This window comes from Shewanella frigidimarina (genome assembly GCF_003797125.1).
Lineage (GTDB): Bacteria > Pseudomonadota > Gammaproteobacteria > Enterobacterales > Shewanellaceae > Shewanella > Shewanella frigidimarina.
Window position 1 is genome coordinate 879026 of sequence record NZ_RKKE01000001.1, and the last position, 12557, is coordinate 891582.

The window sequence follows — 12557 nt, forward strand, 5'->3', positions numbered from 1 at the left end:
ACATCAGCTGATTACGACACTGGCGTGACTTTAGGGCTGCCAGCGGTACTGGTAGCACTGTAACCACGAGCATCTAACTGAACAAATGTCTTATCTAAAATAGTATCAACGTATTGCCAATCACTGCGGACTTCATTTTCAGTAAATGTCAGTAATAAGTAGCCGCGATCCTTTAAATTGGCGTATTTAAGATCGGCGATCAAACCGACTATTGCTGCTTCAGTTGCCGGCATTTCAGCATCAGACAAGCCTAAGTAATACTCAAGCCCTGGGGATGACACCGAGCTTGTGGCAAATTCTATTCCGACAATATCGCCACCACTATCGGTTAAATCGTTGGCCCATGCATTATGGGTATCACCGGCAATAACCACCAAGTTATGTTGTAACGACTTTGCTGTCGCTAAAATCACTTCGCGCTCGTAGGCGTAACCATCCCACGCATCTAAGTTGTATGGAATTGCGGGCAGCTGTAGTAATGCAATCACCTCTGGCGTCAGCTTGGCTTGATTCGCTTGTAAGTAAGCTAACTCTTCTGCGGTTAACGTCGGGTCGCCCGCTTGAGCACGGCCCGCTAGCTGCGCTAATCCGGCAAGCTCAGCAAACTGCGGAATACTCATTTGCTGAGTCGCAATGGCCGCTGGCATTAACATTTTGCCCATTAACACCTGTTGACCTAATACTTGCCACTTAGCCGTAGACTGCAATAAGGTTTGTTGTAACCACAATAGTTGAGTCTGGCCTAATAGGGTGCGGTTAGTATCGGTTACATCAGTTAAAAATGTGGCGCTGTTAAATGCACCTGTGGTCGCATCAATATATTGGCTATATTCTAATTGTTTATCGCGAGCCAATACCCGAGTATCGAGCATGTGCAAATCAACCAAGTTACCGTAATTAAAACTTCTGTAAATTTCTTCATGATTACCTTCACTCCATGGACGAATTGGCAGCCATTCAAAATACGCTTGTAGTGCGGCTTGTTTGCGTTGATCAAAATCACCTTCACCATCGTTATGGTTTTCGGCACCGTCTTTCCAGGTATCGTTGGCCACTTCATGGTCATCCCACACGGTAATAAACGGTACTTTGGCATGTAGCTTTTGTAAACTCGCATCACTACGATATTGGCTGTAACGGGTGCGGTAGTCGTCTAATAAAAATAATTCACCGGCTGGCAACACTTCGCGCCCAAGCTCGACAGCATGTTCACTGGCATATTCACCACGAGCATACTCATATAAATAATCGCCTAAGTGCACTACAGCATCCAAATCATTTTGCTGTGCAGCCATTTCATACACATTAAAATATCCAGCAGGAAAGTTAGCGCATGACATTACCGCCAACTTAACAGACGCCACGCTACCTTGAGGTAATGTGCGTGTTTGCCCCATTTCAGATACCGTTTCACCCGCTTTAAAACGATAGAAATACTGTTGGCCCGCTTCAAGTCCAACTGCGTCAACTTTAACGGTATAATCTCGGTTTTGATTCGTTATCGTTTGGCCGTTAGTGACTACTTGACTAAAGTTGCTGTCAATGGCGACTTCCCAAGACACAGTAATGTCACCTTCAACATCAGGCGTAACGCGAGTCCATAAAATCACCGCGTCTGCAGCAGGATCGCCACTGGCAATACCTTGTAAAAATTGACCTGACACAACATCGTCATCATCACTGCTACAACCCATGAGTCCATAAGACACTACTACTGCACCAGCACCTTTAGCTGACATAGCTAGAAAGTCACGACGAGTTACAAACCGTTTCATTGCCTATCCTTATTTTTTATTGTGCGCTTATTATGTGGCGATGCTTAGCACTGCCTAAGAGGTCTAATGAGTGGCTATTGTGGGAGCTAATGATGACAAAAAGGTGACAGAAGAATGACAAGCTAATCAAATTGATACTGAAGTACTGCTAAGGTTTACAGCCATTGAATAGTGATTTTTAGATAGTGATTTTTAGATAGTGATTTTTAGAGAACAAGACTACAATAAAAATTAAATTGCACACAATGTAGTTGCAAATTATTTTTGGCTTAGCTATAGTGAACACAATTAGATTGCGCGCAACTTAAATTAATTTACTTTTACATGAGGTTTACTATGAAAGCACTATATACCACTTCAGCAACAGCATTAGCAGGCCGTAATGGTCAAGTTTCTACCGACGACAAAAAAGTTGATTTACAGTTAAGTTACCCAAAAGAAATGGGTGGCAGCGGTGAATTTACTAATCCAGAACAGTTATTTGCTGCAGGTTATGCCGCATGTTTTTCTAACGCGATTCTGCATGTAGCCAGCCAAAGTAAAGTCGCTATCAAGGCTGCTCCAACTACAGCAACTGTCGGTATAGGTGCCAATGAAAATGGTGGTTTTGCATTAACAGTAGCGCTAGCAGTTGAACTTGATTTAGACCAAGCAGAAGCTGAACAGTTAGTGAAAACAGCGCACCAAGTTTGCCCATATTCAAACGCAGTACGTGGCAACATCGATGTAAAATTAACCGTAAACGGTCAAGCGATTTAAGCTTTTTGTAAACCAGTTTTACTGACTTACAAACAAAAAACCAAGACATCTGTCTTGGTTTTTCTATGTTGATGTCAAAGGTCATCATCGTGGTGAACAAGGACGGTTTAATGAACCATCAACACTTAATCAGACACTTTTTTTAACATATCTAATTTGGCTAAATAGTGCTTTTTACTGTCTGGCATATCAGTTAGTTCAATCGCTTTTTTTAATATTTTATGAGCCTTTTTTGTATTACCTAGACCCAATTGAGCTCTGGCTAGCGCAAAATAAGCCGGATGGAAATAAGGCGCGTTATCGATAAACTTTTCTAAGAAGATGACGGTGGTTTTATAGTCTTTGAATTCCAATGCCTCAATACCCAAACTGTAGTAGCTGTATGGGTTACTCGACTCAAGCGACAACAAGTATTGGTCGATCTTTTTTGCTTCAGCAGTTCTGCTTTGTAATTCCAGTAATAAGCGGTAATTACTTAATACTGCCAAGGAATTCGGCTTAATATCAAGGGCATATAGGTAGAGTTTTTCGGCTGTCTGTTCGTCACCTAAACGGCGATGAGTAATGGCCATCATATTAATCAAAGCATCATAGTCTGGCGCTAGCTTTAGCCCTTGCTCAAGTAAGATAAAAGCAAATTCATACTGCTTTTCTAGCATGGCATCGGCCGCTAAATTACGATAAAACATCGCTAAAAATTTAGATTCTGAGACGATTTCACCGGTGCGATCAAAACGATCTGGAAAATAATCAATCACAGTAGCAATACCGCCACTAAGAAAATGCCCACTCGGTTTTTCATCATACAAAAATGTGCGTACATGGTCTGATGTGACAAGAATATCGGAGGTGATATTGGTCAATATTGGCGCGGCATGAACCACTTGAAATACCGGATATACATTCAATTCTTTTGCGACTGAATAGGTCAGCAATGCCAATGCCATACAATTGCCAGACTGATTACTCCATGACTCAGTACTGGTATAATTTTTCCCTTCATAATTGAAATTAGTCATTTTATGGTTAATAAACTCAGACACTTTTAAGCGATTGGGCAGTGCTTTAATGTTATCTCTGGCGGTAAACCCAGCTAATTCTTGTCGCTGTATTTCGGAGAGATAAGTCAGACTGGCAATCTTAGGCACATTTTCGGCAGAAGTGGAATGAATCAGAGCTTGATTAAACTGCGGTAAATGGTAAGCGTTTTGGCTATTTTCTGAATTGGCAGAGCAAGCACTAAGTAAAACAGTGCATAGTAATAAGACAAGGTTCGGGTGGCATAAACGATTAACGCTCAGCATAGGCATTGGCAACATTCCGTGTAGTCATTGATTAACTTAATATGAATCAATTAATTCAACATTACAAGGCAACCCAAATAGCCACTACCCATGTTAGAGAGCACCCGTGCCCACTTTATGAATATCAATGAACACAGGTTTGTTATGACACAAAAAAACGCTCACTAGTTGTGAACGCTTAATCATATTTGTGGATGTTATCGTTACCGTTATTATGGAAACTTATTGTTTCACGCTCATTAAAATATCCAGGGCGCGTAAACGATGTTCACTGTCATATAAGTCATTGGTAAACATAAGCTCATCAACACCTAGCTGTTGAACAATCACTTCAAGTCGATGTTTAATTGTTGCAGGTCCGCCACACACCGACAAACTTAAAAAGTTATCAACGTAGCTTTTCTCTTGCTCGCTCCACAACCCATCCATACTATCGACAGGCGGTTTAAGCCACATTTCATTGCCACGAATTAACGCCAAAATACGTTGTTTCGAGCTAGTACTAAGGTATTCTGCTTCAGCATCTGTTGGGGCGGCGACCAAAGGTAATCCCAACATAACATAAGGCTTGCTCAATACTGCTGAAGGAATAAATTCACGTCGATAAAGCTCAACTGCATCATATAAAAAACGCGGTGCAAAGTGGCCTGCAAATACATACGGCAATCCACGTTTAGCAGCCAACTGAGCGCTAAACAAACTGGAGCCTAATAACCAAATTGGCACATTAGTGTCTTCGCCCGGAATCGCTCTCACTTGGGCGGATGCAGCTTGTTGACGCTGCGATCGCGGACCTAATAATGACTGTAGTTCGCTCACTTCTTCTGGGAAGTGTTCAGCTCGGCTATCATCACGATTCAATGCACTGCTCGTCACTTGGTCGCTACCGGGTGCGCGGCCTAAGCCTAAATCGATACGGTTGGGATACAAACTGGCCAAGGTGCCAAACTGCTCTGCAACCACTAAGGGGGCGTGGTTAGGTAACATGATCCCGCCAGCACCAACACGAATACGCTGAGTCCCACCTGCTATATAGCCAATTAATATCGAGGTTGCCGAACAAATAATGCCTGGCATATTGTGATGTTCAGCCAACCAAAAACGATTAATACCAACATTTTCGGCATGTTGAGCATAACGTAGGCTACCGTGTAATGTTTCAGCGACGCTGGCGTCTTCGCGCATCGGCGCGAGTTCGAGTAATGAAAAAGGAATATCTGCCAATATTGACATCATGGCTCCTTATTTAAGGTAAGAATTGATGGCATCCACTGAAAACCAAGCTGTCGAGCTAGTAAGAAAGGTTTTCAACAGATGATGATCTAAAAGGCTTGTAGCATCTCGGGAGTAAACTCATCAGCATCAACAGAAACACCGGCGGCATCGATACATTGCTGTAGTTTATTTAACTCATTATTGACGTTTGAAATAGTTAACGTGTTGTTATCTAACTCATACACTAGTGCCAAGCTTTGATAATAAAAACTGAGTATCACTAATGCATCACGGTTATTGTCTTTGGCAGCTTGTTGAACTGATTTCAGCTTGCGGTAAATTTTGTTCTGCAGCTGCTTCAGTTGCCACACATAATAGACTTCATAAAATTTCTGTTTGGTACGCAGGTTACGTATTAATAGGCTGCATACCATTAGCGCCAAAATCACCCCAGTAAAATTAAGATGAAAATTGCCAGTAGCCTCTGCACCGGGTAATGGCTTAACGCCAAAAAAATAGATCATCAACTGACCAAATATCACAGACAAAATAGCCAATGTTGCCACTAAACCTATCTGTACTTGATTGTTAACCGAACGATACTGGCTTTTATTAATTGTAACTAACTTCATCACGCCGCTCACATCACTTATTTATCTATAGCTTAACGCGTCACAGCTATTTATAGAATGAAATATTAACGCTTATTAAGTGTGATTTAATCTAATGCTATTGGGGGCAAGTGAGTTGATAATCAGGAGCGACCAAGATCGCTCCCCATTAATTCATCATTCAAATAGGCAATGCACGATTGTAAGCGGAATATTAGTTACGACCAGCCATCACGCCGCCATCTACATCCCATATCGCGCCCGTAACCCAAGCGGCTTGCTCTGATAACAAAAATACTATGCTGTTTGCTACATCGGCCGGACTACCTACTCGACCAATTGGATGGAATGAATTAAAACTATCAAGCACAGCGGCCATATCTTGCGGTTCAATAAAGGCTTGATAAATTGGCGTACTCACAACGGCTGGTGATACTGCATTAACGCGAATGTGATGCTCCGCCAGCTCCATTGCCATGTGTTGAGTTAATGCATGTAAACCCGCTTTAGCCATAGAATATGCGCTTGATGGTGTGGCTTTAATCGCTTGTTTAGCCCACATAGAACCAATGTTCACTATGCTACCACCATGATGTTTAATCATGTTTCTGGCTACTGCCTGTGAAATCACAAAAATGGCTTTGTTAAGCTCCATGTAGATATCGTAATCGCTCACTTGGTGATCTAAAAACGGCTTAGGATTAAAATAACCTGCAGCATTAACTAAATGATCAATTTTATGATCGATGGTGTCGATCATATTGATCAAACGGCTGAGATCTTGCGGATCGTATAAATTGGCTTGAAACCCACTGACATTTCCAAGTGGAGACAGTTGCGCCACAGCAGCATTGAGTTTGTCGGCTTTATTGCCAACAATAATGGTATCAACACCTTGAAGCACGAGTTGTTTGGCCGTTTCAAAACCGATACCACTTGTACCGCCAATAATCAGCGCTGTTGTTTGAGTTGAATTCGTCATTTGAACACACCTAATAAAAGAGTAAGTGTGTTAAGCTTATTGGCAAACTATCTGATTGAATAGTAAGTACAATTAAGTCATATAGGTACTTTTAGGTACATATTAATGAATACAAAAGAAAAATTATTTCTGCGGAAGTCTGCCCCAGAGAAAAGTGCCCGTATGGTCGAAACCATTTACGGCTGTAAATGGTCATTAACTGTGTATCAGTTATTAGCCAATAACATTAACCGTCCTGGTGAAATGGTAAAATCAGTTGAAGGGCTCAGCACCAAAGTGCTCAATCAATGTTTGAAAAAAAACATCGAATTTGGCATTTTGAATAAAATTAATTACCCTGAAATTCCACCGAGAGTAGAATACCAAGTGACCGAATTTGGGCAAAAATTTATGCGCATATTAGATGATATTGAAAAGCTGCAACACGAAATTGATGCTTAGCCCGCAGGCTAAGCAATCGTTCAGCTCATAACACATTCACTCAAATTAAGTTTCTGATGGCTCATTAGATCCACTCGCCGTATTCAGCCACACAAACTCAGGTAACGCGTTTAAGTCTAGGCAATCTCCTCGTTGGGCAATCGCACTATTTTTCGGTTTATTGTCACAGTCTTGATTAAGCGCTTCAATCAATACTTGCTGTGCTTCTAGTTCACCATGTACCAATATCACTGCGGGAGAATGCTCAAAATGGCGATACCAAGACAATAACTCGGCTTGGTCGGCATGGGCTGATAACCCACCGACAGTATGGATACTGGCAGCCACTTTAATACTTTGGCCATGAATCGTCAGCTCTTCAGCGCCGTCGACTAGTATTCGCCCTGGCGTTCCCATTGCCTGAAAACCACAAATAATAATATCGGCTTCTTTACGCCATAGATTATGCACAAAATGATTACGAATTCGGCCACCATTACACATACCACTACCTGCAATAATGATTAACCCTTCATGAATATCGTTCAGCTCTATCGACTCTTCGGTGCTACACACAAATTCAGCACTAGATAACAACGGATGGTTGCCTGGTGACATGCGGGTAAAACGCTTAAAGTCATCGTCCATCAACGGATAATTATTAACATATACCTCAGTTGCTTTAATCGCCATTGGACTGTCTAAACAAATACGCCAACGCGATAAGTCCCACTCTTTGGCATATAGATGGAACAGATAAAGCAGCTCTTGAGATCGGCCAACAGAAAATGCCGGGATCAAAATATTGCCTCTACTTTCACGAGTTGTTCGTTTAAAAATTGATTTCAGTTCAACCAATGTATCTTCCCAACTGCGGTGCAATCTATCACCGTAAGTACTTTCCATTAGCACTAAATCAGCTTGTTCAATAAACGTTGGATCATCCAAAACCGGCATGCCTGCACGACCTAAATCACCACTAAAAACCAGTTTTTTCTGTTCAGGTTTATTGCCTAACCACAACTCAACCACAGCAGAACCTAAAATATGTCCTGCATCTGATAAACAAACCTCTACCGCATCGGCAACCTGTACGCGTTGACCATAATCTACCATCACAAACTGCGCCATCACTTGATCAACATCTTTCTCGGTAAATAGCGGTTCTAGCAGTTCTAAATCATGTTTTGCACGTTTTTTATTTTGCCTGTCGGTATCTCTTTCTTGCAGCATGGCCGCATCACGCAACATGACATCACATAACTCTGCAGTGGCTTTTTGAGTATAAATAGGTCCAGTAAACCCCTGGTTAATCAAATAAGGCAGACGGCCGGAATGATCAATGTGTGCATGGCTTAATACCACGGCATGGATTTGTGTTGCATCGAATGGAAATGGATCGTGATTACGTAACGCGTCAGCTTTACTCCCTTGAATTAATCCACAATCAAGTAGCACTTGCTGCCCTTTGACGGTGAGTAAATGGCAAGATCCAGTGACCTCTTGAGTTGCGCCGTGAAACTGTAAAGTCATGTCCATAATGTCGCCCCCGATAAAATCGATAACATTGCTAAATTAAGCGTATGCCATTGGTGAAATAAAGTCGCGATCTACATCAAATAAACGCTTAAAAAACACTCGCCTCAACAAATAGATAAAAAACCATATTAAGTGCATAAACAACCACCTCGCAACATTTACTTACATTTATTAACCATAACGCAACCCATTACTAACACTCGATTTTACTAAGTCATTGAACAATGAATTATATGAGATATATCGCCTTTTTTGAGCATATTTCACTTTGAGAGTCACTCATAGGTTTGATATTCTCCGTCGCCTCAATGGAAAGATATATTAACGGACTAAGCTGTGCTTACTCAAACAACAAGACAAGAGATTAAAATGAACAGAACATTAATTGCAGCATTGATTTCAACAATTCTTATCGCACCTGCAGCGTCGGCAATCGAAGTTTATAAAGATGATGTCAATGCGGTTAAAATTGGCGGCTTTATTGATGCGCGCGTGATCAATACCCAAGGTGAAACAGAAGTTGTTAACGGTGCTTCACGCATTAATTTTGGTTTTAGTCGTCAACTCCAAAATGACTGGAAAGCTTACGCCTTGCTTGAGTGGGGTGTAAATCCGGTCGGTAGCACAGACATTGTTTACAACAACCGCTTTGAATCAATTCAAGAAGAGTTTTTCTATAACCGTCTTGGTTATGCCGGTTTATCGCATGACAAATACGGTAGCATCACAATTGGCAAGCAGTGGGGTGCTTGGTATGACGTGGTATACAGCACAAACTATGGCTTTGTATGGGACGGAAACACTGCGGGTGTTTACACTTATAACAAAGATGACGGCGCGGTAAACGGTGTCGGTCGTGGTGACAAAACCGTTCAGTACCGTAACAGCTTTGGCGACGTAAGTTTTGCCGTGCAAGCTCAACTTAAAAACAGTGCTTTCTATACTTGTGATGTAGAAAATATTACTCAAGATGCCTGTGAAGAGTTATGGGCAACAAGTTCAACGTCGGCACAACAAGTTGAGTATAACTATACCTATGGTGGTGCTGTCACTTACCAAGCAACTGATAAGCTAGTGCTAACTGCCGGTGTTAACCGTGGTGAGTTTGATGTGACCTTTGGTAACGGTGGAACATCCACTGCTGTTGATCTTATTTACGGCATGGGTATCACTTGGGGCAACTTTGAGCAAAATGGTTTTTATGCTGCTGCCAACGTAAACAAAAACGAAAATCATGACACCGACAATATCGGTCGTTTAATTAACGACGCTGTGGGTGTTGAATCATTGTTCTCATATAAGTTCGATAACAATATTCGTACTTTTATTTCGTACAATATTCTTGATGCTGGCTCTAACTACGTGATCCAACCTAACTACAATACCGATCCAGATGACGTATTCAAACGTCAGTTTTTCGTAGTAGGTTTACATTATGTATTTGACCCAGATACTGTTTTATATGTTGAAGCTCGCCGTGATTACAGCGATTTCACCAGTGCAGACAAAGCACAGCAAGCCAGAATGGAAGTGTCTGAAGATGACGGCGTTGCCATTGGTATTCGTTTCACTCTTTAATGTAAGTACTGTGGTTTAACAAACCGATCAAAAAAGGTTCGACAGTGATGTCGAACCTTTTTTATTGCGTTGTTTTAAGCTGGTGCTAATAGCTAATAGTTAATCGCTAGTGCTTAATAGCTATTACTTACTCGCTAATGATTAATAGCGAGTGTTTACATAGTGCAGCGCACTTAAGCGACGGGTTTCTCGTCAACAATGGTCACTTTCTCAACAATAATCGGCTCACGCGGTACATCTTCATGGCCTGCCATCGTCGTTGTTTTAACTCGCTCCATTTGCTGAATAACATCCATACCGGCAGTCACTTTTGCAAACACTGCATAACCCCAACCCGCATTAGTCATTGCAGCGTGGTCTAGAAAATCATTGTCGGCGACATTAATAAAAAATTGCCCAGTAGCTGAATGCGGCGCATCTGTACGTGCCATCGCCAAAGTACCTAACACGTTGTTCAAACCTTTATTGGCTTCATTGGCAATCGGGTCACGGGTTGGCTTTTCTTTCATTTTGGCGGTTAAGCCACCACCCTGCACCATAAAACCTTTAATAACGCGATGAAAAATAGTGCCTTCATAAAAACCATCTTGGCAGTATTTTAAAAAGTTTTTTGAAGAAACCGGCGCACGTTCCATTTCAAGCTCTACGGTAAAATCGCCAAGGTTGGTGCTAAAGATAATCATATACGGCCATGTTCCAAAAATGAGAATAGCCGCCATTATATTATATAGAACCGAAGGCGGCTATTGCACTTATCGTTGAATGAAATCCTGTCCTTTAATACTGTTCGTTTATTTTTGCTGGTTGATTAAATAAATCCATCGCGGATTTTGTCATAGCCATAACCCCAGTGCGAATGGTTAACGGCATAGATAACCGGGTGCAAACTGACTTGAATGTAAACGTTCAAGTTTATTGCGCTGGTTGATTAAATAAATCCATCGCTGTGCGTGTCATCGCCCTAACCCCAGTGCGAATGGTTAACGGCATAGATAACCGGGTGCAAACTGACTTGAATGTAAACGTTCAAGTTTATTGCGCTGGTTGATTAAATAAATCCATCGCGGTGCGTGTCATCGCCCTAACCCCAGTGCGAATAGTTAACGGGTAATCTGGCGCGAACTGACTAGAATGCAAAGACGGTAAGGTATTGCCAGACTCAACACTCGCTTGATACTGGCTAGGTTCTACCCCGCCCAGCCAGAATAAAGTAATCGGGCGTTTCTGTGGTGTGAGCCCATATAAACCAAAATCTTCGCCAGCCATTACCGGCGGTGCCACCAGCACATTGTCACTGCCTAACTCGGCTTCAATACTGGCTTTAACCTTAGCGGCTAACGTAGGATCGTTATAGGTTGACGGAATGGTTTCATCATCATGTACATACACCACAGGCATAAGGTCATCTGGCAAGCCGGCACTAATCGCAATACCGGTAGTAATACGTTTAATCGCCGCTATTTGCTGCTCACGAACCTTAGGGTTATACGAGCGTAAGGTGAGCTGAAGCTTCACTTCATCTGAAATAATATTGTGCTTTGAGCCGCCATGAATAGACCCAACAGTAACCACATTAGGCTCTAACGGCGAGACCTCGCGGCTAACAATGGTTTGCAGTGCAAGTACTGTGCGCGCTGCAAGTACCACAGGATCGATAGTGACGTGCGGATAGGCGCCATGGCCACCTTTGCCCTTAATGGTAATATCAACCGAATCAACATTCGCCAGGGCATAACCACTTACCGTGCCTACTTTTCCTGCAGGAATTGACGCACTAACATGCAAACCAATAATGCTGTCTGGTGTTGGAAACTGGCTAAACAAACCCTGTTTAAGCATGGCTTTGGCGCCGCCACCGACTTCTTCTGCTGGTTGAGCCACCATCATCAAAGTACCTTGCCAGTCGGCTTTGTGAAGCATCAGTTGCTGTGCAGTACCAATTAAACTGGTCATGTGAATATCGTGGCCGCAACCATGCATAATACCAACGGTACTGTTGTCCGCATTAAGGGTTGTCACGGTCGATGCGTACTCTTTTCCCGTTTGCTCAATAATGGGCAAGCCATCAATATCTGCACGGATCATCACCACGGGTCCATTACCGTTTTTGACAATACCAACCACACCATAACCACCAAAATTAGACGTAACCTCAAAGCCTAATTGCTTTAGTTCTTGCGCCATACGTTGGCTAGTAGCTTTTTCTTGATATGACAATTCAGGGTGTTGATGAAGATGTAGATATAGTTGCTCAAGCTTTGGTAACGCTTTACTTACAGAGAGATCAAGATCGCTCGCACTAGCAGTAACAGACAACGACGAAGTTGAAAACACTAACGCCAATAAGGGGTACGCAACACGTAAGCAGGTCATA

The 12557-nt window shown here is 42.3% G+C and carries 11 protein-coding genes; 3 read left to right on the forward strand and 8 right to left on the reverse strand.

Annotated features, from left to right (window positions below; all coding sequences use genetic code 11):
* Positions 1-11: 11 nt before the first annotated feature.
* Positions 12-1775: an alkaline phosphatase D family protein gene (locus tag EGC86_RS03935; RefSeq protein WP_123776677.1), complete on the reverse strand. Its 1764-nt coding sequence runs from the start codon at positions 1773-1775 to the stop codon at positions 12-14.
* Between the two features lie 336 nt (positions 1776-2111).
* Here EGC86_RS03935 and ohr point away from each other — a divergent pair, with 336 nt between their 5' ends.
* Positions 2112-2534: an organic hydroperoxide reductase Ohr gene (ohr, locus tag EGC86_RS03940; protein WP_102035778.1), complete on the forward strand. Its 423-nt coding sequence runs from the start codon at positions 2112-2114 to the stop codon at positions 2532-2534.
* Positions 2535-2659: 125 nt separating this feature from the next.
* On the opposite strand, the gene EGC86_RS03945 is transcribed toward ohr, so the two are convergent.
* The 4 genes from EGC86_RS03945 to EGC86_RS03960 all read right to left on the reverse strand — a co-directional run bounded on the left by EGC86_RS03945 (position 2660) and on the right by EGC86_RS03960 (position 6646).
* Positions 2660-3844 (reverse strand): tetratricopeptide repeat protein, encoded by a 1185-nt coding sequence (locus tag EGC86_RS03945; RefSeq protein ID WP_165872330.1) that lies wholly within the window; start codon positions 3842-3844, stop codon positions 2660-2662.
* Between the two features lie 216 nt (positions 3845-4060).
* Entirely contained in the window at positions 4061-5071 is a 1011-nt protein-coding gene (locus EGC86_RS03950; protein ID WP_123776679.1) for an LLM class flavin-dependent oxidoreductase, read from the reverse strand.
* 89 nt (positions 5072-5160) lie between these two features.
* Entirely contained in the window at positions 5161-5685 is a 525-nt protein-coding gene (locus EGC86_RS03955; protein ID WP_102037855.1) for a DUF3087 domain-containing protein, read from the reverse strand.
* A gap of 193 nt (positions 5686-5878) precedes the next feature.
* Entirely contained in the window at positions 5879-6646 is a 768-nt protein-coding gene (locus tag EGC86_RS03960; protein WP_123776680.1) for an SDR family NAD(P)-dependent oxidoreductase, read from the reverse strand.
* Between the two features lie 105 nt (positions 6647-6751).
* Between EGC86_RS03960 and EGC86_RS03965 the strand changes: the two genes are divergently transcribed.
* Positions 6752-7087, forward strand: a complete 336-nt coding sequence (locus EGC86_RS03965; protein WP_011639018.1) for a winged helix-turn-helix transcriptional regulator — start codon at positions 6752-6754, stop codon at positions 7085-7087.
* A gap of 45 nt (positions 7088-7132) precedes the next feature.
* On the opposite strand, the gene EGC86_RS03970 is transcribed toward EGC86_RS03965, so the two are convergent.
* A complete protein-coding gene (locus tag EGC86_RS03970) occupies positions 7133-8605 on the reverse strand; it encodes an MBL fold metallo-hydrolase RNA specificity domain-containing protein (protein ID WP_123776681.1) in 1473 nt (490 codons plus the stop codon).
* Between the two features lie 369 nt (positions 8606-8974).
* Here EGC86_RS03970 and EGC86_RS03975 point away from each other — a divergent pair, with 369 nt between their 5' ends.
* Positions 8975-10183: a porin gene (locus EGC86_RS03975; protein WP_123776682.1), complete on the forward strand. Its 1209-nt coding sequence runs from the start codon at positions 8975-8977 to the stop codon at positions 10181-10183.
* Between the two features lie 173 nt (positions 10184-10356).
* On the opposite strand, the gene EGC86_RS03980 is transcribed toward EGC86_RS03975, so the two are convergent.
* Together EGC86_RS03980 and EGC86_RS03985 are read right to left on the reverse strand one after the other, a co-directional pair.
* Positions 10357-10866 (reverse strand): peptidylprolyl isomerase, encoded by a 510-nt coding sequence (locus EGC86_RS03980; protein ID WP_041413233.1) that lies wholly within the window; start codon positions 10864-10866, stop codon positions 10357-10359.
* A 349-nt stretch (positions 10867-11215) separates the two neighbouring features.
* Positions 11216-12556, reverse strand: a complete 1341-nt coding sequence (locus EGC86_RS03985) for a M20 metallopeptidase family protein (protein ID WP_207893029.1) — start codon at positions 12554-12556, stop codon at positions 11216-11218.
* Position 12557: the final 1 nt, after the last annotated feature.

Bases quoted from the DNA above. Each gene is read 5' to 3' on its own strand.
- EGC86_RS03935 (WP_123776677.1), bottom strand. From the start codon at position 1,775: ATGAAACGGTTTGTAACTCGTCGTGACTTTCTAGCTATGTCAGCTAAA.
- ohr (WP_102035778.1), top strand. From the start codon at position 2,112: ATGAAAGCACTATATACCACTTCAGCAACAGCATTAGCAGGCCGTAAT.
- EGC86_RS03945 (WP_165872330.1), bottom strand. From the start codon at position 3,844: ATGCCTATGCTGAGCGTTAATCGTTTATGCCACCCGAACCTTGTCTTA.
- EGC86_RS03950 (WP_123776679.1), bottom strand. From the start codon at position 5,071: ATGTCAATATTGGCAGATATTCCTTTTTCATTACTCGAACTCGCGCCG.
- EGC86_RS03955 (WP_102037855.1), bottom strand. From the start codon at position 5,685: ATGAAGTTAGTTACAATTAATAAAAGCCAGTATCGTTCGGTTAACAAT.
- EGC86_RS03960 (WP_123776680.1), bottom strand. From the start codon at position 6,646: ATGACGAATTCAACTCAAACAACAGCGCTGATTATTGGCGGTACAAGT.
- EGC86_RS03965 (WP_011639018.1), top strand. From the start codon at position 6,752: ATGAATACAAAAGAAAAATTATTTCTGCGGAAGTCTGCCCCAGAGAAA.
- EGC86_RS03970 (WP_123776681.1), bottom strand. From the start codon at position 8,605: ATGGACATGACTTTACAGTTTCACGGCGCAACTCAAGAGGTCACTGGA.
- EGC86_RS03975 (WP_123776682.1), top strand. From the start codon at position 8,975: ATGAACAGAACATTAATTGCAGCATTGATTTCAACAATTCTTATCGCA.
- EGC86_RS03980 (WP_041413233.1), bottom strand. From the start codon at position 10,866: ATGATTATCTTTAGCACCAACCTTGGCGATTTTACCGTAGAGCTTGAA.
- EGC86_RS03985 (WP_207893029.1), bottom strand. From the start codon at position 12,556: ATGACCTGCTTACGTGTTGCGTACCCCTTATTGGCGTTAGTGTTTTCA.